Source organism: Paraburkholderia sp. CNPSo 3281 (assembly GCF_024206515.1).
Lineage (GTDB): Bacteria > Pseudomonadota > Gammaproteobacteria > Burkholderiales > Burkholderiaceae > Paraburkholderia > Paraburkholderia nodosa.
The window spans coordinates 28,932-55,840 of record NZ_JAMBPS010000017.1; the positions used below are offsets into that span (position 1 = coordinate 28,932).

Here is a 26,909-nt window from a genome sequence, read left to right on the forward strand (position 1 = left end):
GGCGTCTCCTGTTGGGTTGGTGAATTGTCGCCCTATATGCGGGGAATCCGACATCAACGCGTTCAAATGACCAAGTCAATTGATGCGTTCGTGTGGCGTTACAGATATCTTCAATAACTGGTCAGTGGAGGGATCTCATGACTAAGAACCAAGCGTATTCAAGTTCGATAGAACATATAGAAGTACTAATCATTGGCGCAGGAATCTCTGGCATCGATGCCGCGTGCCATCTCCGCATGCACCTGCCGGATCGCTCGTTTGCCATTCTGGAAGCGATGGAGGGATTCGGTGGTACGTGGTGGACCCATCGTTACCCCGGGGCGCGCTCCGACAGCGACCTGTACACGTATGCGTACGGATTCCGTCCGTGGAGTGGGCGTTCGATCGCCACAGCGGATGAGATCCATGGCTATCTGGGAGAGGTCATCAAGGAATATGACCTCGGTTCGAAGATCCGCTATGGGCATCGTGTTCACACGGTGGGCTGGTCGAGTGAACAAAAGCGCTGGACTGTCGAAGTATCGCGAAACGATACGGGTGAGCGCTTCTCGATAACTACCGATTTTTTGTGGCTGGGGGCGGGATACTACGACCATCGTCAGGGCTTTACGCCCAAGTGGAACGGGTTCGATCGTTACAAGGGAATGATCGTTCATCCGCAGCACTGGCCCGAGGACCTCGACTATGCCGGAAAGCGGGTGGTCGTGATCGGCTCGGGGGCTACCGCCGCAACGTTGATTCCGGCGATGGCCAAAACCGCAGCGCACGTGACGATGCTTCAGCGGTCACCCACGTTCTTCACATCCGTTCCATGGACCCACCAACTGGACGCTCCTCTTCGCGAACTTAACGTTCCGCAAGAATGGCGTGCGGAAATCCTGCGGCGTGCGCATCTCAAGCAGACGTTTGACCTGATCAACCTGTCCGCGGCGAACCCGGACGCTGTTCGCGATTGGCTGATCAACGAGACTCGCCAACAATTGCCGGAAGGTTTTGACGTCGACAAGCACTTCAACCCTGGCTATCGGCCGTGGCAGCAGCGAGTTGCCGCCGTCCCCGAGGGAGACCTCTTCGCGGCTATTCGTGACGGGAAAGCATCCGTAGTGACGGACACCATCGAGTCGTTCGATGAGAACGGCATTACCTTGGCCTCCGGCGAGCAACTGCAGGCGGATATCGTCGTGACGGCGACCGGCTTCGACATGAGTGCTTTTGGCCAGATCGCATTTCACGTCGACGGAGATCCAGTCGATATGACCAGGCGGGTCTCATATCGAGGAATGATGATCGAGGGTATCCCGAATATGGCGTTCATTTACGGATATTACCGTTCGAGCTGGACGCTCCGCGCTGATCTCATCTGTGAATTCACCTGTCGTGTGCTCGCACATATGGACAAGGTTGGGGCGAAGACGGTGGAGCCGCGCCTGCGAGCCGAAGACGCCGACATGCAGCGGTTGCCCTGGACAGACCCGAACAACTTCAATGCAGGATACGTTATGCGGTCGCAACACCAGATGCACTCACGGGGAGATCGTATGCCGTGGCAGCACCATTTTGAGTACGAGGAGGAGAGCCAGACTCTTCCGGAATTGAGCCCGGATTCCGAAGTCCTCGTATATCGCTGATCTCCCAGTAACGTTCGCATAAAAGGTAATGTTATGGCACTCGATTTGCATCTCGCTGGTTTTCTCGAAGCTTTTGCCGGATCTGGCGCGAAGCCACTGCCGCAGTCAACCCCGGAAGAGGCGCGCGCATTGATGCATCAATTGGCACACGCAGTGCGTGCATCAGGGGCCGTGGTCGAAATTCATAGTGTGGAAGACTTGACGGTTCCCGGCGCGACTGGATCGCTACGGGCGCGGCTTTATCGTCCGACTCAAGAGAGTCATTTGCCAACGGTCATTTATCTTCATGGCGGTGGGTTTGTCATTGGTGATCTGGATACCCACGACAATATTTGTCGAGAGCTGGCTCGTGGTGCGAACGCGGTAGTAGTCTCAGTGGATTACCGGCTGGCTCCCGAGCATCGGTATCCGGCAGCGGCGGACGACGCTGTCGCCGCGACTAAATGGGTTATCGCAAACGCTGGGGAACTGGGCGGCAACGATGTAGTGGCGGTTGCCGGCGATAGCGCTGGCGGCAATCTTGCGGCCGTCGTGACCCAACAGCTGCACGTTGAGGGAATTTCGCTTGCCGCCCAGTTCCTGATTTATCCGGCGGTAGCACAAGACCGATCCGACTTTCCTTCCTTCAAGGAAAACGGCGAAGGCTATCTGCTCGACCTCGATTCGATCGTCTGGTTTGATCGACATTACGTCCTCGACGGTACGAACCGGGCGGATGCACGACTGGCCCCGGTCCTCGCCAGGGACTTTGCAGGGCTGCCTCCCGCGGTCATCGTTACCGCGGAATACGATCCACTGCGCGACGAGGGCGAAGCATACGGTCGCTTGCTTCATGCAAGCGGCGTCAAGGTAGAAACGATCAGGTGCGATGGCATGCTTCACGGGTTCTTCGATATGGGGGGGATCTCCCCGGGCGCCCAGGCATGGATCGAGAAAGGAATCGCAAGTTTTCGGAACATGCTCGGGAGCGCGCAGCACCATTGATACGTTCACGGTAGCGACTTGACTCTGCTGTTCGCAGTTCTGTGGCCGCATGCAGCGTGGCAGGCGAGTTCAAACGTCGCCGGTGCGGCCACAGTCCTGTCGTATGACGGAATGTGTCCGATTGCGCGATGCCTCTGTGGAGCCGAAAAGTGCGTGCTTTCGCGACAGGGCTCCTGTTATTTGTCTCGATGCACTCGGACCTATCGACCGTGTTGAGACAGAGCGCGACGCGTCGGTACGCTTTGCAGTGGAACCGCACTTTGTGGTCGAAAGTTGTGAACGGGTGTGAAAAACCAAAATATAAGGGATGGAGGAGTCGCCAATATAGCCGGGCGAACATTTGGGCCTGGTGACAAGTGCGTACGTTGTGACCTCCTTTTATAAGGCCAGCCAGGCCGTGGGAAATGTTCGCATGTCTGATCAAGTCAAGATTTGACGTGCGAGCCGATCTCACGTGCATTCGCTGCGTAGTCTATCCAGGACACAAACCTGTGAAGAATTCATTCGATTATCTTGTTGTAGGTGGCGGATCGGCAGGCAGTGTGCTGGCTTCGCGTTTGACCGAAGACCCTGATGTGACGCTGTGCCTCTTCGAAGCCGGCGGCACCGGCGATGGATGGACAGTAAGCGTTCCGGCCGCCTTGGTGCTGATGATTCCATCCCGGCTGAACAATTGGGCGTTTCAGACCATTCCGCAAAAGGGACTGCTGGGACGACGGGGCTACCAGCCGCGTGGCAAGGCGTTGGGCGGATCGTCTGCGATCAATGCCATGGTGTACACGCGCGGCCATCATTCCGACTACGACGATTGGGCGGCGCTTGGCAACGAAGGCTGGGCCTGGAATGACGTTTTCCCTTATTTCAAGCGAAGCGAGCATAACGAGCGTCTTGGCGATGAATGGCACGGCCGCGGCGGCCCACTTTGGGTCAGCGATCTGAGGACAGGTAATCCATTTCAGGAACGTTGGCTGGAGGCCGCACGACAGTGCGGCTTGCCCATCACGGACGATTTTAACGGTGCGGAGCAGGAGGGCGTCGGCATTTACCAGGTAACCCAGAAGAATGGTGAGCGCTGGAGTGCAGCACGTGCTTATCTTTTTCCGCATATGAAGGTTCGCGGCAATCTGACGGTGGAGACCAATGCGCAGGTTAGACGCATTGTGTTCGATGGAAAAAGAGCCGTTGGTGTCGAAGTCACGCGTGCGGGGAGTGTCGAGACGGTTTGGGCGAAAAAGGAGGTGATCCTTTCCGCGGGCGCTCTTCAGTCGCCTCAGTTGCTTATGTTGTCCGGCGTTGGGCCGAAGGACGAACTTCATCGCCATGGGATAAAGGTCGTGTCCGATCTCGCGGGCGTTGGAGAGAACTTGCAGGATCACCCGGACGTCGTTGTCAGCTACAAGACAAACAGCCTGGATGCGCTCGGCGTCTCGGTGCGCGGTGGGATCAAGACGCTGCGCGACATCAAGCAGTATCGGAATTCGCGGCACGGCACCTTGACGACCAATTTCGCTGAAGGTGGCGCCTTCCTGAAGACACGGGCCGATCTCGATCGACCGGACGTTCAGATGCACTTTGTCGTTGGTCCCGTCAACGATCATGGAAGAAAGTTGCAGCTTGGACATGGGATTTCCTGTCATGTGTGCCTGTTGAGGCCGAAAAGCCGTGGATCGGTCAAACTGCAAAGCGCGGATCCGCTTGATACGCCGTTGATCGACCCGGCATTCCTCGAGCACACGGATGATCTCGAAGTCCTGGTCGAGGGCTACAAGTTGACTCGGCAGTTGATGGCGGCCCCGGCCATGTCGGAGTTTGTGACGGAGGATCTGTTTGAGTCGCGGTCGCAATCAGACGAAGACATTCGTGGGTTGCTACGTGAGCGGACCGACACCGTTTACCACCCGGTAGGAACCTGTCGCATGGGAAGTGACGAACTCGCCGTCGTTGATTCTCAATTGCGAGTTCGGGGAACGGAGGGCTTGCGTGTCGTTGACGCCTCCATAATGCCAACGTTAGTGGGTGCAAACACGAACGCACCGACGATTATGATTGGAGAAAAAGCCTCGGATTTAATCCGGGGCATTGCAAGATTTCCGGCCACGATGCCGAATTGAATTTTAGAACGGTGGTTTAACTAGCACCCTCTCGTGCCGGCATTCGTACGCACGAATGCCGCAACCGTGCACGGATGTTGCGGACGTAGTATGCGCAACCACAGAGATGGCTATTCGGGGAACCCGCGACCCTATTCGGCATAGACAAACTTTCAAAATGCCGACATAATTCACGAACGTGATGGTCATCTGACCATGTATCTCGAATGAACGCTACATGCCTGTACGACGTGAGCGCAAGAGGATTTTCGGTGTCGGAGCTTACCAATGACAAGAGTTCGGGCTGCGTTGCGGCGACAAGACTTTGTTGACGCTGCCGTTGATGTCATCGCCGCGCATGGCGTTGCAGGAGCCACCACGAGGCGAATAGCTCAAGCCGCAGGCAGCCCTCTAGCGTCCCTACATTATGTATTCCACACGAAGGACGATCTGTTCGATGCGGTTTACGAATCCCTGTTTGACCGTATCGCGACGAACCTCGCCGCCGATAGTACATTTCACTCTTTCGCCGAACTGGCTGGATGGCAGTTGCGCAAGATTGTCGAATGGCTCGTGCAGAATCCGTCATACGCCCGCGCCCAGTCCGAGCTGATCCAGTGGGCAGCGCGTCATCGACCCGATTTCGCCTTGAGAACCTATGTCCAGTCTGTCGAGCGAACGACGGCTTACTTCAGCAAGTGCGCCGTGGAAGTCCACAGCGACATGATTGAAGCCGTAGCGAGAATGAGCCTCGTCCTGATCGATGGATTACTTAATAGTTGGTATGCGGAAGTGAATATCCGCAAGCTTGCGGCGAACCTGAATAATGCGAGTTCAGCTTTGGAGGCGTTTGCAACCGCCATCTCGAACTCAACGGTACAGGTTTGAAATCGACGCGGCCTGCTATGGCGCTTTTTGAAGCCCATTTCGACCTTGTTTCCGGTACGTAGATGGACGACGGCATCCAGCTGGGCACCTCCAGAGAGAGACACCCAGCGTCGATTCTAGCTAGCTGATGGCGCCCGGCGCCGCGCCGAACATAGACTTCGTCTCCAGGAACTCCTCGATGCCGGCGTAGCCCCATTCCCGTCCATTTCCGGACTGCTTGTAACCACCGAATGGTGCCGCGATGTCAACTGGCGCACCGTTCAAATGGACCATTCCGGTCCGCAACTTTCTCGCGACACGCTCCGCTTGTTCGATCGAGTCTCCATAAACGTAGCCGGACAATCCGTACGGCGAGTCGTTGGCGATGGCGATAGCGTCTGCTTCATCTTTATAGGGGATGGTTACCAATACGGGGCCGAAAATCTCCTCGGTTGCTATTTTCATGCGATTGTTCGCGCGGCTGAAGATCGTCGGCTTTACGTAGTAACCTCTCTCAAGCCCAGAAGGATTGCCGGGGCCGCCCGAGATGAGCACTGCACCCTCCTCAATTCCAACCCGAATCATTTCCTGCACCTTTTGATGTTGGCGGTGGTTCGCCATTGGTCCCATTGTTGTGCTGGGATCGCGCGGGTCGCCGACTACTACCTGCCCGCACGCGGCTGCTGCAATCGCTTCTGCTTCCTCAAGCCGATGCTCTGGCACCAGCATTCGCGATGGCGCCGTGCACGTCTGACCGGAATTGGCCATCATCTGGAGCACCCCATGCGTGACTGCTTGCTGAAAGTTTTCGCTATCCAGAATGATGTTCGCCGACTTTCCACCCAGCTCTAGCGTCACCCTCTTGATCGTCGTCGCCGCTGCCTGAGCGACCTCCACACCAGCGCTCGTTGACCCCGTAAGCGACACCATGTCAATGAGCGGGCTGGAAGCGATGGCCTTGCCCAGGCGCTGTCCGGAGCCCTGTACGAGATTGAATACACCGGGAGGTACGCCTGCCTTCTCAAGGATCTCGGCGAGAACAATTGCCGAGTACGGTGCATTCTGACTGGGCTTCAACACAATTGCGCAGCCCGCAATCAGAGCCGGTGCAACCTTGCACATGACCTGGTTCATTGGCCAGTTCCATGGCGTAATCAACCCGCAAACACCCACTGGCTCCTTCACGATCCGCGAAGTGCCTTGGGCTCGTTCGAACGGGTACTGCTTTGCAACTTCCAGGGTCGTATGGAGGTGCCAGAGTCCCAGCGCCGCCTGAAGTGGTCGAGAAATGGCATCCATGGGTGCGCCCATCTCCAGAGTGATTGCGTCCGCCATGTCCTGCAACCGCTCTGTGTATGCACCAATCACGCTCTCGAGCATTTTAAGTCGCTCAACCAGGGACGTGCTCGAAAATGCCGCGAAGGCGTCACTAGCTGCCTTCGCAGCCAGATTCACATCCACTTCGTCAGAGAACAGCAACACCCCAGAGACCTCGCCGGTCGCCGGATTGATGATTTCGTGCTCAATGCCACCGTTCGCCGGCTCCACCCATCGTCCGCCTATGAACGCTCGGCGTAGATGGTCTTCTTCAAAAATTGGCATCAGCTTGCTCCATGTTAATTGGCCTCACGGGCGAATCTTCAGAACCGCCCAGGAGCATCCATGCTATCGCCTTTTGTGATCATTTGGCCAAGTCGCACGACTTAGTAATAATCAGTATTGACCACTAGTACTTCGAAGAACGATGCTTTCCAGGAAACCAACAGTAATGCTGCTGAAAAAAGGCCCGCAGCCAATGCAATCGGACGACGAGGTGACGAGCTGGCTTCCTGCCAAAGCTTGCGACAAACCGAGGTCACTTTTCTTGAGCAGAACGGTGTGCCCTATCGGCAAGAACATCCACTTACGGGGGCGGTGAGTTCAAATCCACTCACTGCTTGAGAACCCAGGTAAGCATCACAGAGGGTTAACCTTCATCGACAAGGAATTTTGCGAGCAATACCTTCTACTACACGGTCATTTGATCAAGTCACGTAGTAGACTTCGCGCCGGATGGCCAAGGAAGTACGCAATCCGCAAAGTGGCGAACCGCGATCCGGTCGCTTTTAGATTTGAACGTCGAACGACAACTCTCCTTCGGGAGCGAAAGGTAATTACCATGGCAATCATTCAAGTACAGCAGATCATGCAAGAGCACCCGCTGCATGCTCGCGCCCCACATGAGTCCCGCTACGAAGATGGCAGTGCTTTCTGCGACGGCAACTATGTTCCCATCACCGAAGCAACCGTCCCGCTAGTTGACGCGGGATTCTTGCATGCCGATGCTGCCTACGATGTTGTTACCGTCTCACGAGGCAACTTCTTCCGGCTCGACGATCACCTCACCCGCATGGAAGAGTCGTCGGCGAAGTTCTTCCTCGAGAATCCGTTCAATCGCGACCAGGTTAAGGAAATTCTCCAAAATCTCGTGCGAAACGCTGGCCTGAAGGATGCGTACGTCTGGTGGTGCGTCACGCGCGGCCCCCTGAGCGTCGACCGTCGCGATCGCAGCGCGATGAAGAATGCGATGTTTGCCTTTGCCGTGCCGTTCTTCTTCCAGGCGGACGACGAGGTCCGCACGCGAGGCTCGAACTTGCTGATCAGCAAGCGGTACAACCGGATTTCTGCAAAGGCTGTGGATCCCACGGCCAAGAACTTCCATTGGATGGATATGAAGCTCGCTCTCTTCGAGGCGATGCAACAAGAGAAGGACTGGGCGATTCTCGTCGACGAAAACGACAACCTGACCGAAGCCGCCGGTGCGAACGTATTTTTCGTCAAGAACGGCGAACTCTATACCCCTGCTGAAGGCTGCCTGCTCGGTATCACGCGCCAGAGTGTCTTCGATATCGCCGCCGAACTCGGCATCAAGGTGAACATCGGCAAATACACGGCGACCCAACTGCGCCAGGCCGACGAAGCATTCACGTCCTCGTCTGCAGGCGGAATCATGCCCATCAGCTCCGTGGATAGCCAGCGCCTTGGTGACCACAACGGCGCCGGCCCGATCTCCGAGAAGATCCATAACCTCTACTGGGAGAAGCGCTGGGCAGGGTGGCACTCGCAGCCAGCTGAATATCTCGCGTCTGTCCCGGCATAAGCCGGGAGCCCATCATGAGTGATGCATGTGCAAAGCCGCCCCGGTCAGATTTTTTATACCCGGTTTTGGGGCGCTCACGATAGCTCTAGCAATCGTGAAGGGATTGATAGTTCGTCCGGCCCTCCATCAAAGTACCGGACAATACTAGCTTCCAGGTTATAACGACGATCGGTTCGTTGTCTAACCGCATCTGGTTAGGAATCCAGATCGTTGCAAGAGTCTGGCGCGGAGTGGCGATGACCTACGTTGAACCCGCAATCGGCGACATCGCACTTCGTGCGGCCGGACATTCGAGCCGCTAAGCGGAAGGAATCGAGAGGAGAACTGTGATGAAGCAGAGGAATATCAGAGCCGTGTCCGTGATCGCGGCCGTAGTATGTCTTTTGACTGGAACTGCAGCCATGGCGGAAGACCTCACGCCGTCAGGAGCCGAGCGCGCGGCCAGTAAGGACGGTCTCGTGCCGGTTTTGGCCGGGCGGGAAGCTACGCCTTCAGGCTGGGAATGGGGCAAGGTCCGGGGCGACTTCTGGAAGCACAAGAACGAGAAGCCGTTGTACACGATCGATGCGGCAAGCGTCGACAAATACGCCGACAAACTGTCGCCGGGGCAGATCCAGCTCATCAAGCAACTGAAGGGCTACCGCATGGAGGTCTATCCGTCCCACCGCGAATGCCAGTTGCCGGAATCCGCGGAGCAGAATTCGACAGCGAATCTCACGACAGCGAAGCTGGCTTCGAATGGCGAGACGATTCAGACCGCGACATTACCGGGTGTGGCATTTCCGCAGCCGAAGAATGGCGCCGAGGCGATCCTGAACTACGAAACGCGCTACCGGGGCGAAGGCGTGGAGTGGGCGCCGGGCGTCACGGCCATCTCCCCACGCCCGGGCGGTAACGACTGGATCGACAGCGTCGGCCCGCAGGTCTTCTATTTCCCGGCGGGCAAAGATGGCAAGACCGCGCCGCAGGACGTCGACCAGTTTAGCCAGGGCGCCTATTTCGAGGTTGACTCACCCGCTGCACTGGCCGGACAGGCGTTCGTGCAGCGACAGTACTTCGACAAGGACTCGGAGACCTACTACTACTTCCCCGGACAGCGGCGTGTGCGACGCATGCCGGCCTATACACACGACGCGCCGCTGATCGGCTACGAAAACCAGTATCTGATCGATGAAGCCAACATGTTCAACGGTTCCATCGACCGCTTCAACTGGAAGCTCATAGGCAAGAAGGAAATGATCGTCCCGTATGACGATTTCGGCATGTACACCTTCAAGGACAAGCTGCACGACGTCGCCACGCCCAGCGGCATCGCGTCCGATCATCGTCGATATGAGGTGCACCGCGTCTGGGTGGTCGAAGCAACGCTCAAGCCTACGGCGCGCCACGTCGATTCTAAAAAGATCTTGTATCTGGACGAGGACAGCTGGCTTGCACTCGTCGGCGAGGACTATGACGCGCAGGGCAAACTCTGGAAGGTACGTGAGAGCTACCCGATTCCGGTTTGGGAGCTTGGCGGCGCCTGCGACAACGAGCCGTTCGTGCAGTATGACCTCAACAACGGACGCTACGTGTTCGACGCCTCCTCAATCGGTCAAGGCAAGGACATCCGCTGGTACGAGCATATTAATGATCCACGTTTCAAGACGGACTTTTTCACGGCCGAGTCTCTGAGATCGGTGAGCGAGCGCTGAGGTTCGGCGCAAATGCGGGGACCGACGTGCATCGGTGGTGCGCGTCGGCACTGTGAGTGTCAGCAGGGGAGATGAATGAAAACGAAAAACATCGGGATATATGTTGCGGCGTCGCTGGCCATGTTCGGCACGGCCGCAACGACTGCGTACGGCTATGAGTTCACGACGGGCCTGAACGATCTCTCGGGTTCGTGGGTCACCAACCTCACGGCGGGCGGCGGTATCCGCACAAAAAACCCAAGCTGCTCGCTTACGGGCGACCCGAATTCATTCGGTTGCGGCGCGGCAGCCAACACCAACCAATGGGGCGCCGCCGACGACGGCAATCTGAACTACCGCAAAGGTCAGCCCTTCAGCACCTACATCAGCGCGACGAGCGAACTGCTCTTCAAGATGCCAAGCGAAGGGCTCAAGTTCATGATCCGCGGCACGGGTATGTACGACTTCCTTGCCGGCGACACAAACCGCACACCGTTGTCGAGCACCGCGTCGGCACAGGTGGTCTACGACGTGCAGCTGCTCGACCTCTGGGGCGAGAAGGACTTCACAATCAACGGCCAGAATGCCCACGTTCGCCTGGGCAACCAGGTGATCAACTGGGGCGAGAGTATGTTCGCGCAGGGCGGCATCAATGCCACTAACTCGCTCGATGTCCAGAAACTGCTGATTCCTGGCTCGCAGCTAAAGCAGGCGCTGCTGCCCGCGCCGATGATCAGCTTCGCCGCCGATCTTTCCCATGGATTTAGTACTGAGGATTACTATCAGTTCTGGTGGAACGGCAATCGCTATCCACCGGTAGGGTCGTACTGGTCCCTGTCCAACAGCCTGGGCCGCGGGACGACCCCGTATACGGTAAGCACGAACAACCTCAACGTGTCCGGCCCCAGCGCGGGTACGATCGCGGGGCCTGCCAGCGGCAACCAGAACACGCTCAACGGCATCTACACGGGTCTCGTCAACGGCGATTTCGCCGGGCCCCCGGACAACGTCATTGGCCTTCCTGTCAACTGGCAGGCACCATCGAAGTACAAGCCGCAGTTCGGCCTGAAGTTGAACTATTCGCCTCGTTCCTTCGACGCGAACTTCGCGATCTACTACGTAAACTATACCGACAAGTCGCCCGTGCTTTCTTCGTTGGCCAACGGGACGCTGCAATGGTCGTATCTGCAGAACCGCCAGCTCTTAGGCGCCAGCGCGAACTTCGGCATCGGCAACTGGGCGATCGGCACCGAGCTTTCGTACCGGCCGCACGATGCCGTGGCGCTGTCGGGGTGCTATGGCGCGGGCGGTCCACTCGATCTGAACACCAACGGTGTAGCCGGGGTGAATTGCCAGCAGTGGGCCGACATGAAGAAGTTCCAGTACGACATCAACGGGTTGCTGGCGCTTACGCGCAGTGAGTATCCGTTCCTGAAGCTGATTGGCGCGGACGCGGCGACGCTGACGTGGGAGCTTACCTGGATCTACTACCCGGGCCTGAGTTCGAGCGGCGTCACACGTAACGTCAACGGTCAGGCGGTCACGCAGGTGCCTCAAGCCGGTTACCTGCCCTGGCTGAACAATGGCTCGAGCCTGGGTTATCCCATCGGCATGGCGCAGGGCACGTCGAGTTCGGTTGGCGCCACGGTCGACTTCAACTGGACCTATGACGGCACGTTGATTCACGGCTGGCAGGTAACACCGGGTATCACGTTCGCCGATAGCCTGTACGGCTACACGCCCACGCTCACTGCGAACTACCTGCAGGGCGCAAAGTCGCTGAATCTCTATGTGCTGTTCAACCAGAACCCGACCGTCTGGCAGGCGGGTATCAACTACACGCTGTTCTGGGGTGGGCACAACACCGTGGGTAATCCCTACGCGGACCGCAACTTCGTCGGGATGTTCGTCACCCGGAACTTCTGATGGCCGGTTCCGTACGCCATTGAATCATCTGAAGGGAAAATGCCGTGTTAAATCGTTTGGTGAAAACACTGGAAAGGGCGTTCTTCGCTCGCCGCATGGCCGTGCTCGTGAGCATCGGCCTGTTCACCGCAGTCATGGCGTTTTTTGCTGTGCAGCTGCGCATGGATGCGGGCTTCGAGAAGCAGATGCCGATCGGTCACGAGTACATTCAGACCTTCCAGAAGTACCGTTCCGACCTGCTGGGCGCGAACCGCATCACTGTAGTCGTGCACGCACGGAAGGGCTCGATCTGGACGAAGGAGGGACTCACGCGGCTGTACAAGGTGACCCAGGCCGTCGCGTACCTGCCGAACGTGGACCGCATTGGCGTGCAGTCGCTGTGGACACCGAACGCTTACGTGAACGAGATCACCGACGAGGGCTTCCGCGCCGAGCCGATCATCTCCGGCACGATCACGCCCGATCAGCTCAGGCCAGGCGTTGTCGCGAAGATTCGCCGCGCGACTACGCTCGGCGGCTATGTCGGCACGCTCGTTTCGCATAACGAAGACAGCGCCATGATTACGGCCGAGCTCAACGAGCGTGACCGTAACGGCAAGGTGCTCGATTACGTGGCGTTCAACCACCTGCTCGAAGCGCAGATCCGCGAGCCGTTCGAAGACGCGGGCTATGAAATCCAGATCATCGGCTTCGCCAAGCAGATCGGTGATATCGCCGATGGCGCAACCGCCGTGCTCGGCTTCTGCGGCATCGCGCTGCTGCTCACGGCGCTCGCGGTCTACTGGTACTGCCATTCGGTGCGCTTCACGGTGCTGCTCATTTCGTGCTCGCTCACGTCGCTCGTCTGGCAGTTCGGCACGCTCAAGCTGCTGGGCTTCGGCCTGGACCCACTCGCGGTACTTGTGCCATTCCTGGTCTTCGCGATTGGCGTCTCGCATGGCGTGCAGCAGGTCAACTTCATCGTGCGTGAGATCGCGCACGGCAACAGTTCGTTCGACGCCGCGCGCCACAGCTTCAGCGGTCTGCTGATTCCGGGTGTACTGGCGCTCGTGACGGCATTCGTGTCGTTCATCACGCTGCTGCTGATTCCGATTCCGATGGTGCGCGAACTCGCCATCACGGCTTCACTCGGCGTTGCCTACAAGATCGTGACCAATCTGGTGCTGCTGCCGGTAGCGGCCTCGTGCTTCAACTTCACGAAGCGCTATGCCGATAGCGCGCTCAAACGCAGCGAGCGGCGCTCGGCGTGGCTTCGTGGGCTCGCACGCATCGCCCAGCCGCGTTATGCGGGCGTGACCGTGGCGCTGACGCTGGTGGTGTTCGCACTGGCCGCGTGGCAAAGCCGCGACCGCGTGATCGGCACGCTGCAGCCTGGTGCGCCCGAACTGCGCGCGGACGCGCGTTTCAACCGTGACGCCACCTCGATCGCAAGCAGCTACGACATCGGCCTCGACTGGCTCACGGTAGTGATCGAGTCGACGGGCAAGGCGTGTGATAACCCGGCGGTCGGCCTGTACGAGGACGACTTCACGAGCACGATGCGCACCGAGCCCGGCGTGGTGTCAGCGCAGTCGTACTCGGCGCTGCTGCGCCGCTACAACCAGGGCTACAACGAGGATTACCCGAAGATGAACGTGGTGCCGATCGACCCCGAGAACTACGGCGCAGTGTCGGTGGACGCGGGCCGGGTGAAGGGTTTCATGAAAGCGGACTGCGGCATGACGGCCGTGCATCTGTTCCTCACCGACCACAAGGCGACGACGATCAGCCGGATTCTCGACGACGTGAAGGCATATCGCGCATCGCATCCGTTTCCAGGCATTACGGTGCGGCTCGCGGCGGGCAATGCGGGCGTGCTCGCCGCGACCAACGAGGAAGTCGCAGTGAGCGAACTGCCCATGATGCTGTACGTCTATGCGGCGATCCTGATCCTCGTGTTCCTCGCCTACCGCGATTGGCGCGCGATGCTGGCTTGCTGCCTGCCGCTCTCGGTGGCCACCTTCATCGGTTACTGGTTCATGAAGGAACTGCAGATCGGTCTCACGGTGGCGACGCTGCCAGTGATGGTGCTGGCCGTGGGCATAGGCGTGGACTACGCGTTCTATATCTACAACCGGCTGCAGGTGCATCTGGCGGGCGGCCAGAACATCGTCAAGGCGGTGCAGCACGCGATGCTGGAAGTGGGCGTGGCCACGATCTTTACCGCGATCACGCTGGCGATCGGAGTGGCGACATGGAGCTTTTCGGCGCTGAAGTTCCAGGCTGACATGGGCAAACTGCTGGCGTTCATGTTCCTCGTGAACCTGCTGATGGCGATGACGGCGCTGCCCGCACTGGCCTCGGTGCTGGAACGGTGGTTTCCGCGCCGCAAGCCGGCGCGCGCACCGGGCTTGTTCAGCCACTGATATCTGGAGACCAAACCATGATCAAGATGCTTGTTGCCTGCGCGGCGTTGTGCGTGAGTGCGGCGGCCTTCGCGCAGCCGCAGGGCGCGGTGGCGGATTGGGCGGACAAATCCGCGCACGCGTGGACTGCGCCGTCGCACATGATGTTGATGGACGCCACGCGCGCTGGTTCGCGCATCGTCGCGGTGGGTGAACACGGCGTCATCATTCTTTCGGATGATGAAGGAAAAACGTGGCGTCAGTCCAATGAGGTGCCGGTTTCGGCAACGCTTTCGGCGGTTACTTTCACGGATGCGCGGCACGGCTGGGCGGTTGGCCAGTGGGGCGTGATTCTGGCGACAAACGACGGCGGCGAGACCTGGCGAAAGCAGCGCATGGACCTTTCAGTGGACCAGCCGCTATTCTCCGTGCTTTTCACCAACTCGCAGGACGGCATTGCAGTGGGCCTGTGGTCGCTGATGCTCGCCACGCACGACGGCGGCAAGACCTGGGCGAAAGTGACGGTGCCCAAGCCGCCGGGTGCCGGCCGGGCGGACCGCAACCTGTATCACATCTTTCAGGACCGTCAGGGCGCGCTCTATATCGATTCGGAGCAGGGCATGGTGCTTAAGTCCACGGATGGCGGCGCGACCTGGAACTATCAGGCGACGGGCGGCAAGGGCACGCTGTGGACGGGCGTGGCGCTGCCTGACGGGCGGATCGTCGTGGGCGGGCTGCTCGGTAGCCTGTACCAGAGCGGCGACGGCGGGGCGACGTGGACGGCGCTGAACGCCGGCACGAAGAGCTCGATTACCGATCTCGTGGCGACTAAAAACGGACTGGTGGGCGTCGGGCTCGATGGCCTCGTGTTCCGGCAACGCGAGGGCGGCACGTCGTTCGAGGTCCATCAGCGCGAAGATCGCGCGACGCTGACCGCCGCGCTGTTCAATGGCGCCGGCGAGCCGGTATTGTTTTCGCAGGATGGAGTGCTCGACGCTCCCGGAGCGAAGTGATAACGCGTTACATGCAGGACGCCCGAATTAGCCAATTTATAAAATAGGAATACGACATGAATGCTAATGCCATAGTGAGCCGGGCAGCTCTCGCGACTCTGCTGATTTCCGTCGCGGTTGCAGCCCAAGCGCAGGCCGGTGATGATCTTCCCCCGGAGCAGTCGACTCTGCATTCCGTGCAGGTATCGAGTGCAGGGCCGGTCGACCCGGGCGCGCAGATTGAAACGGCTCGCGTGGACGGGCGCGTGGCTGCGAACGTCGGACCGGTGCCGGGCAAGACTCGGGCGCAAGTCCGTGCCGATCTCCTGCAGGCCGGAGAGGAGGGAATGCTTCCGCTGCGCTGGGTTGACTATCCTCCCAGCGCCGCGACGCGGACACGCAATCGGGAGAATTATTTGCTTCTGGAACAGGTGTGGAAGGAAGAAGGGACCATTCCGGCGACGAGCGTAAGCAAATCGCGAGGATTTAACCAGGAATTCAGATAAAAGTTCTGGTGGCGACGAATCGGGTTGTGGGTGCGAAAATGAAGGGGCGGTGCGAGGGGGATGGTATGGGTGTTGTTATCGCCAACGCGAAGATGTCGATGAACGCGTGCGATGAAATTGCTGTCGAGGAAGCGATGCCTTTAAAGGCGGGAGCTCTTCCACAATTCTTCACCGGTTCTCTATCTTGTCATCCAACATCAGACGTTTACCCATTCGCTCTCGGATGACAGGTTTGGTTAGCGAGTCTCAACTGGGACCGAAGTGAAAAATATTGCTAAGAGCATCAAGTTGAAAGTCGCGTTTGGCTCGAGCGTCGGCGTGATTCTTATCTCCTCGATCGGGTTGTTCGGGCTCTATGGGCTTTACACGCTGAATGCGAATCTGAACGACGCCTTCTCGGGGCATGTGGTCCCGATCAATGAGTTGTCAGAAGTGCGAGCAGCGCAATCGGATCTCACGCTTCAGATCGCTCGGATCGAAATGTTCGTTGAGCCTGCCGTCACGCGCGATGCCATTGAAGCGATTCGTGCCGATCAGGCGCGTATCGCCGAAGCATGGAATAGCTACTACGGAATGGGAATCCGTAGTGGCAGGGAGCGAGATCTTGCGATAAAGATCCGAGATTTGCTTCCGCAATTTACGCATGTCACCGACGACGCCATCGACGCCTTGAACACCGGCAACGATGAAGTCGCTATTCCCATCATCAAAAAACTCGTTCCGATCGGAACACAGTTGACGGGCGTATTGGCTGAGGACGCCGCGTTGCATCTGGCACGGGCCAAGCAGTTCGTGGTGGACAGTGGGTCGACCTATCAAAGCGTGTTATGGATCGCGATCGCGCTGGTGGTTCTCGGCATTGCACTGACGGCCGGTGTTTCGATCTATCTGACGCGCGCGATATCGCAGCCACTCGGCAAGGCCTTATTGGTGGCGAATCGAATCGCCGACGGCAACCTGGAGAATGAAATCTCGACGCAGGCACGCGACGAATTCGGCAATTTGCTCGAAGCGCTGAATCGGATGAGCTACCAACTGAGCGACACGGTGCGCGGCATCAAGGACATCGCCGAATCGGTGGCCGTGGCATCGCGAGAAATCGCCATCGGCAATACGGATTTGTCGGCCCGAACCGAGAAGCAGGCGACATCGATCGAGGAAACCGCGACGAGCATGACGCAATTGACGGAGACGGTGAAGCACAATGCCGATAGCGCGCGAGAGGCCAACGTGCTGGCCACTCGCGCCACGAGCATGGCCGATGCAGGTAACGAGGCGGTGCGACACATGGTCGGCACGATCGAGGAAATCAGCGGGAGTTCGAACAAGATTACCGACATTACGACCGTCATCGAAGGCATCGCATTTCAGACGAACATCCTCGCGCTGAATGCTGCAGTCGAGGCGGCGCGCGCCGGCGAACAAGGCCGCGGGTTCGCCGTGGTCGCGAGTGAAGTTCGCAGTCTGGCTCAACGTTCCGCCGACGCAGCGAAGGAAATCAAGGAGTTGATCGGCTCGTCAGTGGCGATGATTCAAGACGGCGCGAAGCAGGCGACGCATGCGCGGGAAACGATAGGCGAGGTCAAACTCGCGATCGAGCAGGTCTCGTCGATCGTTGGTGAAATTGCGCAGGCCTCGGAAGAGCAGACGCGCGGGATCGAACAAGTCAATCAAGCGATAGTTCAAATGGATGAGGTGACGCAACAGAACGCCGTATTGGTGGAACAGGCCGCGCAAGAGGCGCAGGCCCTCAAAGATCAGGCGCGGGTGTTGAATGATGCGGTGTCGGTCTTCAAACTCGCGAATGCGCAAGCCAAACCGAGGGTGGGAGGCCACGCGATGGCTGACCTGCTCACCGGATCGAGTGCGCACTAATACCCGGGAGTACTCTGACGAGGATGCCCGGCGTCACACCGGGCTACCCGGTTCGATGGTTTCCTGCGCAATGAGGATCGCCGTCGCTTTCATCAATTCGAACACGAGATCGATGCTCTGCGACTGTGCCTGCGGACCGAACATCAAGCTCGCGACACTGTCGGTTTGCGTTCCGATCAGCGTTGCCCGTGTGGGGTATTCGCGCGCCGTAGCAAACGCGTCGACCTCGCGTACGCGGTTGACTTGGATCGCCCGATAGATTCGGGCGGTGCTTGACGCGATTCCAGCGGTATCGGGTCGCGGTTTTGTAGAACCGGTTTGCTAGCGAGCCTAAGCGTTGAGTAGCGCCCTAAGCGCCGCCTGTCGCGGTTGGGCACGAGTAATCATCCCTCAGGGCATCTTTGAGCAGATGCTTGCAGGAGGGGCGGCGCATGGCACGAAGTCGCAAACGTGATACGCCCCGAACGGCGCGGATATTATGAGGAGACGCTGCGGACGTTGCCCCAGTGAGGTTCAGCGCCTCGAAGTAGCCGCAGCAGCTTGCTACTTCCGTACTAACTTGCGGGTGGTCTTGACGGTAGGGTTAGAGATTGAAAGCGCCGACGCATAGGAAGCCAACATCCTGCTGGCGTGGTCGATATCAGCGGCCAGACGTTTGGGATCTTCCTGGGCAAACCACGAGAAAAGGAGCCCGTCGATCAGAATAATGATCAGCCGCGCGATGGCATCCAGGGCTTTGGCATCCGCACGAGGCTCGGCAGCGGCCAGGTTGGTGCGGGTACCTTCCAGGGATATACGAAAGGCACTAATGGCCATATCGGGCTGATGTCTGAGCGCCCACGTATACAATTCTGACTGGGTCTTCGCGTATGTCGGGTTTGCCGCGAACCAGGCCATTGCCGCGCGCAGGTTGAAGTCCGCCAGATCGGACAGGGTCCCGTGTTCTGGAGCGTCCGGGCTATCGGAGCGGATCGAATCGATCAAGGTTTCATAGACAGCCAACAATAGCTCGTCTTTCGAGTGAAAAACGTAATGCAGGGAAGCCAGCGGACAGCCCGCAGCCTCGGCGATGCGACGGGTCGTGGCTCCCTTCACACCGTGTTCTGCAATAACCGCGACCGTGGCCGCTACGAGGTCCTGGCGGCGGACTTCAGCCCGTACTCTCAGCATAGGCTAGAGCTCCGTTTCATGTCTTCGTTTAAAGGAGGTACCCGGGCAGGGTAATCGAATGCCTCGATATTAACATGACGATGGACGGCATTTCGCAGTCAACGCATGGGATTGCGCTGCAGGCATGTTGCGACGCTATGGCGGCGAGAGAAATGCAGTTGGCAGAAATTTGCCGGGAATGCCCGCGGAGTTGCGCGCCGCGTGCGGGAACTGGTCGGCGGATCACAATGCAACCGGTCGAAACCATTTCATCACGGCGCCAAAGCTGCGGCCACCGGTGCGTCGCTGTGCCTACGCAAACGCCACGAAGTCGACGCGACGTGGCAGCATGCTTCGCGAACCACGGGTGGATTCATTCATGGGTCGTCGGGCCGGCACATCGAACGGTTTCTGTCTGTCACGTGTCATTCAGCTTCCCGTTTTGATGTTCTTTCCCCAGACGGAGCGCAGATGCGACGACTTAACGTGGGAGCGTGAAAGGACCATCACATGCTCCCTTTGAAATTGGTGCAGTTGCCTTGGTGTGGGAGCCCTCATCATGAGGCTAATGGAAACTCCGTATTCCCAATGTGTTTTTGAGGCATAAACTCTGGGCTGTAGCTACATGGTCAATTGATCAGGTTCGTTTGCCTGCACCACTACTTGACACTTGAGCATCAGTTGGTGCAGTCGATTCCCCGCTACGGGGCGCGCGCCCCGCTACAGGAGGGCGCATTCGCCGCAATGCAGAGGGAAGGCGAACACGTGGAATCGGCTGGCACACCGTTTGCTTGATAGTCAAATGACCAAGTCATGAGATTTAGTCGGGTGAAATATAGCGAAAGATATCTGCAGGTAATGTGGGCAACGATAAGGGTACGCGAATGAAAAAAGCGATTGCTGTCTTGGGATTAGGGGCTATGGGGTCTGCAATTGCCGCCTGCCTGATTGAAGATGGTGCGGAAGTCGTCGTCTGGAACAGAAAACCGGAAAAATCGCAACGCATGCAGGAGTTGGGAGCCAGAGTTGCTGATAGTGCCACGGCAGCCGGTGGTCAGGCGGACGTAATCATCGTGGTTACAGGGACGCCGATTGATCTCGCAGCAGAATTCAAGGAGTTGGGCGAGCGCCTGAACGGCAGAACAGTTGTAAATCTTGCTACGGGGCGACCGTCCGAGGTCCAGACGCTGGATCAAATCGTGAGTGATGGTGGAGCAAAATTTGTCAGCGGGACAATTCAGTGCTTCCCACCCGATATTGGCACCGAGAATGCAATGATCCTTTTTGGTGGCGATGAGAAGATCTGGCTCGACGCTGAACCCATTCTCCGGAAAATCGCGCCGCAATCCACGTACATCGGTGCAAGATCCGACGTTCCGAATGTGCTCGATATCGGACTGACGGGGACATTCGTTTTTGGTGCTGGAGCAGCCTTCCTGGAGGGGCTCCGGTTCGTAGTCAACTCAGGCGTTTCAGTCGACGAACTACGCGACTTAATTCCGACCTATATCGCAGGTCAGAGCAAATTCATCGAAGGTTTGTTCGAGTCCGTCGCAACTTCAGATTATCAGGCTGGGGGCGCCAACCTACGCGTCTATGCCCGGGCTACCGGGATTTTCCAGCAGGCGCAGGAAGATATCGGGCAATCGCCGCGAATTCTGAAGGCGCTACGCGAGCGAATTCTGTCGTCCATCGAACTGGGTGGTGGTGACCGAGGATTCGCTGCGTTATTTAATCATTAACAGCTCTTTTGAGGAGTCGTCATGTCACTGCAGCATCTTTCAATTAACAGTAATCCTGATGAACTGGTAGAAGCAGTCAGGCAGGATGGTGGCGCAATCGTTAAAAACTTTCTCGGCGCCGACTTGCTCGCGCGTATCAGAAATACGCTCTTTGACATGCTTGAGTCGGCTCCTAACGGAGTAGATGAGTATTTCGCGGGTACGCAGACGCGGCGAATGTCGCGCCTCTTCGTGCGTACTGACTGGATGGCCGAGGTCGCTCTGCATCCGCTCTATCTGGGCGCGGCGCGCAGTATTCTGCAAACGCCGATCAAGATCTGGAGCGGCGAGAACCAGATCGATTTGGCTCCCGATATTCAGGTGGGTGTTACGCAAGCCATTCAGATCCGACCGGGTCAAGGTCTTCAGCCCTTGCATCGTGACGACTCCGTGTGGCTTTGGCGCCATCCGAGCTATGGGCGTGAGGCCAGGTTTCAGGTCATGGTTGCGGTATCTGATTTTACAGAGGAAAACGGAGCCACCGTTGTCATCCCTGGTAGCCACAAGTGGGATGACGAGCGCATGCCCAGGCAAGAGGAAGCCATTCCCGCAGTGATGGCCGCGGGCGACGCTCTTTTCTTCATTGGCTCCACTTATCATGGCGGCGGGAAGAACACTAGCGATGCACCGAGAACCGGTCTGACGATGTCTTATGATTTGGCAATCCTCCGACAGGAAGAGAATCAATACCTCACGTTGCCCATTGAACGTGTGAAGAGCTTCCCGGAAGAGTTGCAGCGATTGCTCGGTTGGACGTACGGAACCACTTTTGCAGGCTTTGTTGAGCGTGATGGACAAATGTCGGACCCGAATGAACTGCTGAAAATGAATGATTTTCTCGAGGTCGGACATTTCGATTGACGGACGCCATGGGTGGTGGGGTATTAGCCTGCTTTTAGGTGGCAATGGGCGCTCACCACCTAAAGGCGTTGTGCTCGGTCGTGACCATTACTGGAGTCGGTCGACAGGTGCGCGGCTGTGCTCAGGCTCGCTAGTCGGGGTGGCTGTCGGTCCTGCACGTCGCTACGTTTGATGGCGTGCTTGCACCACAGGCAATCTCGGGTTACGGGGGCCTTACTGGAAGGAGAATGGAAGGGTGCGTGACGTCATTCTGAACATACGCGTCCATGAGGTGACTATTCCCCGCTCACCTGAGATGTGCTTTCAACAGTTTGTTGAAGTTAATGAATATAGTCATTCAGGATTCGGAATGGCGTTTTCTACGTATCATCTAATCCCATATCGGTGTCGATATTGGTTGGTTGAGAATTGAAAGATTCACTGATATTTCAACTGTCAGGGCGGGCAAGTTTGGAGTAACGATTTTTCGATCGCTTTAATAATTCTTTGAATCAATGCAGGTACGGATGCAGATAAGACGGCGATTTCTACGCCTCGGCGCGATTTCGCATTCGTGTAAACGACAAGGAGTAGATCGTGAATTATGAAATTAAGGGAATCCGGAAAATCGCTCTGCTTTATACTGGGGCTGTGGTCTGGACGCCAACCTACTTGCTTCCATTCAACATTGAAGAGTCAATGGCCCGGTTCCGGCTATCCGAAAGTTGTGCTGGGTGGCTTGCGTCCGCAGTACTTCTCTGCCTTGCCCTTTCCATCATCATTTCGGGGCGGCGCTTGGCGACGCTGAACAAGAGATCGGGCGCGGTTATTGCCGCTGCGGTTGCTATTGCGTCAACTTGCGCGATGTTTTCAAATAATTTTTATATATTTGTCGCTGCGAAATTAATTTTCGGAATCGCTTTGGGCGTCAGCTGCGTTTGCGCGTACGGGGTAATTGCACACGTTAAACACCCCGAGAAAGTGACGGCTCAGGTAGCACAGTCGATGGCCATAATATTTTCCTTCGCGATGTATATTGTGCCAATCGTAAATGTGAAGATCGGCGATATGGGGGTGAATGTAGTTCAGCTCGGAATTCTCGCGATGGCTCTATTTCTCGGCGCATTTATGCATCCGGCCATCAATGCAAACGAGGAAGGTGTCGCGAGGGATGCCATCAAATCCAATGCGGTCCGAGGGATTCTGGCGAGCGCATTTCTCCTCTACGTTTCGCAGACGGCACTCTTCGGTTTCGCCGCAGAGGTTGCCGCAACTCGGGGCGTTGAAGCAGACCAACTCGGCATTCTGTTCATGGTAAATGCTGCCGCCCAATTGCCAGTGGGGGTAGCGGTCACCTGGCTAGGTGATCGTTGTGGTTTGTTCAAGCCGATCGCTTTTGGACTCGTCCTGCTGATCGTATGTAGCTTGGGAATGTATTGCGTGGGCGGCAAGTGGGCATTTCTCGTGTCAACCGCCCTCATCAGTGCCGGTGCGACTATGGTCGGCCCCTATATGTTTGCGGCACTCGCTCACATGGATTCCAGCGGGCGAAGCACTGCGACCTGTGCGTCAGCAATCAATCTTGGCTTGGCGGTCGGCCCTGCAATTGCGGGCACAGTGTTCAGCTTTGCTGGTTTGCACGCGGTTGGCTGGCTTTCCGTCGGGTTGCTTGTGGCGCCGATCTTTCTGACCAGCGTTGCGATCCGACAGTTCACGTCGAAACATTCCCGAGCAGCTATCGCTTGACGCGTGAGGCGAAGTACGAACCCGACATATATCGGTATCACCATCTCGCGTCGAGATGGTGAGGCAAAATTGGCGCTAACGTGGGCAAGCGTAATAGTTAATATCATAATGGTCATTGGAATTTATCATGGAATTGAAATTTTATCTTTTTTGCCTTGCTGATCTTGCGCTGATAGCGACTTCCCTTGTCTATGGCGTGAAGTTTTTTAAGAGGCGAAACTGCCTCCTCGGGTTCGAGTGGCTGATTACGACGTTCTCGGCAACGAATTTAATGATCAATGCCTTAACAGGAGGGCGCGTCTTTTACAGTATTTCCCTATTTTGCGATGCATTCTCCAGAGGCTTCGGTGTACCAGTTATCACCGTCGTTGGCATGATGGCTGTTACGCATCGCCATAAACCATCGATTGTCGCTGATGTGGTGTATATGGTGGGCGCACTGGCGGGAACCCTTATGGTGTGGACAGCAGGTTTTATGGTTGAACCTAAACCCTATTTCTATCTGGTGACGTGGTCCTTGTTCTCGGTTTACCTCGTCTACGTTGTCAAGAGGTTGCTGAGCGTTGGAGAGAAACGTAACGCTGTGCGCGTTGTCCTGGCGATGATATCCACGCAGGTTATTGCGAGCACCTATGACTTCTACCATATACCTGGCGACGACGATCACACGATTTTTTATATATTCGCGTTGCTTTCCTGGTCTTACATGTCTGTTTCGCTGTATTACGCCTATCGTGCATTGGAGCGCGCGCAGGAAAAGGAAATGAACCTCAATCGAGGTTATACCATTGGCGCTCTCGAACGAAATCCGCAGTGATTGCTGGCCGTGAAACCGATGACAGACAAAAGTGTCTCGAAAAATGGCCGCCGGGACGCGTCTTGGGAGCCACCAACCGGCGATACGGCGCGTACGTTGACGAGCCGCGGCCGCAACACCGTTGCGCGCATCCTTGCGAGCGCCATCGAGATTTTTGCGGCGGAAGGTTACGGCGGGCTCAGCATGCGAAAGGTCGCAGCCAGTGCGGGACTGGCGTTATCGAATCTGCAGCACTACTTTCCCACACGCGAAGACCTCTTTGCGGCGATCATTACGGAGACCACCGCGGAGTATTCGAGAAACTACGACAACATTCTTCGCACCGACGCGTCGCTCACGCCCGCGCAACGGCTGGAGAAGCTTGTCCGCTTGCTCATCGAAGACGGCAAACAACCACGCACCCAAAGCCTCTTTGTCAATTTTTGGGCGCTCGCCCAAATGCAGGAATTCGCGCGCAAGATCATGGAAGACGCGTATCTGTTCCAGCGCGGCATGATCGGCGAATTCGTCGCTGCTGTGAACCCGCAGTTGTCGCCGAGCGTACTGGCGCACCGCGCCGCGCTCATAACGGGGCAAATCGAGGGGCTGCTTGTGTTGATTCCTCAGCGCAACCGCTTCCCGTCGGATATCAAAGGTATCGAGGATGAAGCCGTGAGGGTGATCCTCACAGTTGCCGCTATGCCCTGAGAGTTGCCCCCTAAATCGGAAAATTGTGCGGAAATCGAAGTCACCCCATGTACTGGCGCGCTGGGAGGGCTGCCAATTGTGGTGAAGCCAGGGACACCGGCTGTATTGTGAAGAGCAGTTGCAGCTACGCTCGAAGTTGCCGAAGTGAGGAAAGACAGTGGTGACGCGGGTGGCGAGGATTGTGCTGGTCAAACCGAATGACGCCTGGGGTATGGATTTTGTGTCCGACCAGCTTGCTGATGGTTCGAAGTTTCGCACTTCGACGGCAGCAGGAAGAGCGCCTCCATGCCCACGTGCTTTATCAAGGTGCCCACACGTTGGCGGTCAATTCCATGTTCATCATGGCCCCGATTGGTCCACTTATCCAACTATCAGAATTCGCGCAACCACCTATTAACACGGGCCGCAGTGGCGTCTGCGGTTTCTGGACCAGCGAATCAATGGGCTCTATGGCGAAGTACGTCTTTCCCACCGTGGCGCGCGCTCGCCTTCGCTCGGCACCCGTTCTGCCTTCGGTCGTCCAATCGCCATGCTGACGTCTCCCGTTCCGTTGGCGTCAACATACCACGTGAATATCGGTCGGTTAATAACGGAACGGGAGACCAGTTAGGTTGTATCTAACTCCGATACCCGAGCGGCTTCCTGAAACATTCAAACACGGCGGCCAGCTCATGTTGACCGTGGCCCATGGCGACGGCCTGCTGGAGTCGCGCCAGTACCTCTTGCGGGTACCTGCTGTCCGTGCCACGTTCGTGGCTGTACTCCACAAGCTGTCCGATACCCGCGGCCCAAGTGTCCAGGGTGGCCTGCGACCCTGAGTAATTTCCTTTCTTGATCATCTGCACGCACGTCTGAAGCGTAGCCTCAACGAAGGGAAGACGTGCCGAGGCAAGCGACAAGTAGGTGTCGAGGGAGATGCCTTCGGCGTCACACACGGCGGCGCCGTAGAGAAACCCGAGCGTGGCCCCCAGGGAGAACGAACCCACAACAGCGCCATCGAGAATAGCGGCATTCCCGAATCTCTCTCCAACGAACAGCGCATGTCCACTCAGATTCGCCAAAGTATGCCGCAAGGTTTCGAAGGTCGAACGCGAGCCGGCATACAGAATCGATCCATCCGGCGTGCCGATATTCTTGGGGTAGCAGCCGATACTGCCGTCCAGGTAAGCCACGCCGTGTTCCCTGGCCCACTCCGAAGCATCTTGCGCGTCCTCCGGTGTGCCCGTCGTGAACTGGATTATCGTTTTGCCTTTGAGACGGGCCACGACGTCCGGGGCGCGCAGCAACGAGTCGGACGCGCCATAGTCGAGCACGCAAACAACCACGACCTGACTCGCATCGATCGCCTCCGCGGCTGAGTGGGCGATCCGGGCACCAACCTCGCCAAGCGCCACGGACTTGCTCGCCGTACGGTTCCAGACGGTGACGCGATGATTGGCGGCAAGCAATGCCTTGGCCAGGGCCGCTCCCATTGCGCCCAGCCCAATCACGGATATTGCCTGCGCAGTTACGGTAGCTGCCATCACAAACCTCATTCGAATCGGGCATACGAAGCTTCTGAAAAGGACTCGCTTTTCAAAGCGAGGAATAAAGGTGCCCGCCGTCGACCGGATCGCAAGCGCCGGTCATTCACGAACTGGCATCGATCGCATGCAGCGATCGTGGATGTATTCACGAAAGAGGCGCTGGCCATCGACGTCGCGCAGCAAGGGATCATTCCGCAACGAATGTTCTAACCTACATGGGTTCGAGACGCTGGATGAAGCCAGGACGATCGTCGAGGTATGGCGCCTGAATTACATACAACGATGGTTATCCTGACTTT

19 protein-coding genes and 1 pseudogene are annotated in these 26,909 nt (G+C 57.4%); 17 read left to right on the top strand and 3 right to left on the bottom strand.

Annotated elements, in window-relative coordinates; translation table 11 throughout:
- The first annotated feature begins 137 nt into the window (after positions 1 to 137).
- From M3I56_RS18465 to M3I56_RS18480, 4 genes are all read left to right on the top strand, one after another.
- Complete coding sequence (locus tag M3I56_RS18465) at positions 138 to 1,628, top strand: NAD(P)/FAD-dependent oxidoreductase (RefSeq protein WP_254355210.1); 1,491 nt, start codon at positions 138 to 140, stop codon at positions 1,626 to 1,628.
- Between the two features lie 33 nt (positions 1,629 to 1,661).
- Positions 1,662 to 2,612 carry an alpha/beta hydrolase gene (locus tag M3I56_RS18470; protein ID WP_254343564.1) on the top strand — a complete coding sequence of 317 codons (951 nt, stop codon included), beginning with the start codon at positions 1,662 to 1,664 and terminating at the stop codon, positions 2,610 to 2,612.
- A 491-nt stretch (positions 2,613 to 3,103) separates the two neighbouring features.
- Positions 3,104 to 4,723 (top strand): choline dehydrogenase, encoded by a 1,620-nt coding sequence (locus M3I56_RS18475; RefSeq protein ID WP_254355211.1) that lies wholly within the window; start codon positions 3,104 to 3,106, stop codon positions 4,721 to 4,723.
- A gap of 267 nt (positions 4,724 to 4,990) precedes the next feature.
- Complete coding sequence (locus M3I56_RS18480) at positions 4,991 to 5,590, top strand: TetR/AcrR family transcriptional regulator (RefSeq protein ID WP_254355212.1); 600 nt, start codon at positions 4,991 to 4,993, stop codon at positions 5,588 to 5,590.
- 120 nt (positions 5,591 to 5,710) lie between these two features.
- On the opposite strand, the gene M3I56_RS18485 is transcribed toward M3I56_RS18480, so the two are convergent.
- The gene (locus M3I56_RS18485; RefSeq protein WP_254355213.1) at positions 5,711 to 7,171 is read right to left on the bottom strand and encodes an aldehyde dehydrogenase family protein; all 1,461 of its coding nucleotides are present in this window, start codon (positions 7,169 to 7,171) and stop codon (positions 5,711 to 5,713) included.
- Positions 7,172 to 7,727: 556 nt separating this feature from the next.
- Between M3I56_RS18485 and M3I56_RS18490 the strand changes: the two genes are divergently transcribed.
- The 7 genes from M3I56_RS18490 (at position 7,728) to M3I56_RS18520 (ending at position 18,064) form a co-directional block, all read left to right on the top strand.
- The gene (locus M3I56_RS18490; RefSeq protein ID WP_254355214.1) at positions 7,728 to 8,708 is read left to right on the top strand and encodes an aminotransferase class IV; all 981 of its coding nucleotides are present in this window, start codon (positions 7,728 to 7,730) and stop codon (positions 8,706 to 8,708) included.
- A 329-nt stretch (positions 8,709 to 9,037) separates the two neighbouring features.
- Positions 9,038 to 10,402, top strand: a complete 1,365-nt coding sequence (locus M3I56_RS18495; RefSeq protein ID WP_254355285.1) for a DUF1329 domain-containing protein — start codon at positions 9,038 to 9,040, stop codon at positions 10,400 to 10,402.
- A gap of 75 nt (positions 10,403 to 10,477) precedes the next feature.
- On the top strand, positions 10,478 to 12,307 hold the full coding sequence (locus M3I56_RS18500; RefSeq protein ID WP_254355215.1) for a DUF1302 domain-containing protein: 1,830 nt from the start codon (positions 10,478 to 10,480) through the stop codon (positions 12,305 to 12,307).
- 44 nt (positions 12,308 to 12,351) lie between these two features.
- The gene (locus M3I56_RS18505; RefSeq protein WP_254355216.1) at positions 12,352 to 14,712 is read left to right on the top strand and encodes an efflux RND transporter permease subunit; all 2,361 of its coding nucleotides are present in this window, start codon (positions 12,352 to 12,354) and stop codon (positions 14,710 to 14,712) included.
- A 17-nt stretch (positions 14,713 to 14,729) separates the two neighbouring features.
- The gene (locus tag M3I56_RS18510) at positions 14,730 to 15,704 is read left to right on the top strand and encodes a YCF48-related protein (protein ID WP_254355217.1); all 975 of its coding nucleotides are present in this window, start codon (positions 14,730 to 14,732) and stop codon (positions 15,702 to 15,704) included.
- Positions 15,705 to 15,760: 56 nt separating this feature from the next.
- Entirely contained in the window at positions 15,761 to 16,189 is a 429-nt protein-coding gene (locus M3I56_RS18515) for a DUF4148 domain-containing protein (protein ID WP_254355218.1), read from the top strand.
- Between the two features lie 261 nt (positions 16,190 to 16,450).
- Positions 16,451 to 18,064 carry a methyl-accepting chemotaxis protein gene (locus tag M3I56_RS18520; RefSeq protein WP_254355219.1) on the top strand — a complete coding sequence of 538 codons (1,614 nt, stop codon included), beginning with the start codon at positions 16,451 to 16,453 and terminating at the stop codon, positions 18,062 to 18,064.
- A 543-nt stretch (positions 18,065 to 18,607) separates the two neighbouring features.
- On the opposite strand, the gene M3I56_RS18525 is transcribed toward M3I56_RS18520, so the two are convergent.
- Positions 18,608 to 19,234 carry a TetR/AcrR family transcriptional regulator gene (locus tag M3I56_RS18525; protein ID WP_254355220.1) on the bottom strand — a complete coding sequence of 209 codons (627 nt, stop codon included), beginning with the start codon at positions 19,232 to 19,234 and terminating at the stop codon, positions 18,608 to 18,610.
- Positions 19,235 to 20,097: 863 nt separating this feature from the next.
- On the opposite strand from M3I56_RS18525, the gene M3I56_RS18530 reads away from it, so the two are divergent.
- The 6 genes and pseudogenes from M3I56_RS18530 to M3I56_RS41655 form a co-directional block, all read left to right on the top strand.
- A complete protein-coding gene (locus tag M3I56_RS18530) occupies positions 20,098 to 20,955 on the top strand; it encodes an NAD(P)-dependent oxidoreductase (RefSeq protein ID WP_254355221.1) in 858 nt (285 codons plus the stop codon).
- Between the two features lie 21 nt (positions 20,956 to 20,976).
- Positions 20,977 to 21,855, top strand: a complete 879-nt coding sequence (locus M3I56_RS18535) for a phytanoyl-CoA dioxygenase family protein (protein WP_254355222.1) — start codon at positions 20,977 to 20,979, stop codon at positions 21,853 to 21,855.
- 576 nt (positions 21,856 to 22,431) lie between these two features.
- Positions 22,432 to 23,580 carry an MFS transporter gene (locus tag M3I56_RS18540; RefSeq protein WP_254343600.1) on the top strand — a complete coding sequence of 383 codons (1,149 nt, stop codon included), beginning with the start codon at positions 22,432 to 22,434 and terminating at the stop codon, positions 23,578 to 23,580.
- A 127-nt stretch (positions 23,581 to 23,707) separates the two neighbouring features.
- Positions 23,708 to 24,397 (top strand): hypothetical protein, encoded by a 690-nt coding sequence (locus M3I56_RS18545; RefSeq protein ID WP_254355223.1) that lies wholly within the window; start codon positions 23,708 to 23,710, stop codon positions 24,395 to 24,397.
- A gap of 9 nt (positions 24,398 to 24,406) precedes the next feature.
- Positions 24,407 to 25,084 carry a TetR/AcrR family transcriptional regulator gene (locus M3I56_RS18550; protein ID WP_254355286.1) on the top strand — a complete coding sequence of 226 codons (678 nt, stop codon included), beginning with the start codon at positions 24,407 to 24,409 and terminating at the stop codon, positions 25,082 to 25,084.
- Between the two features lie 94 nt (positions 25,085 to 25,178).
- Positions 25,179 to 25,334 (top strand): annotated as a pseudogene (locus M3I56_RS41655) (IS3 family transposase); the annotation flags it as partial.
- A gap of 367 nt (positions 25,335 to 25,701) precedes the next feature.
- On the opposite strand, the gene M3I56_RS18555 reads toward M3I56_RS41655, so the two are convergent.
- Positions 25,702 to 26,607: an NAD(P)-dependent oxidoreductase gene (locus M3I56_RS18555; protein ID WP_254355224.1), complete on the bottom strand. Its 906-nt coding sequence runs from the start codon at positions 26,605 to 26,607 to the stop codon at positions 25,702 to 25,704.
- Positions 26,608 to 26,909: the final 302 nt, after the last annotated feature.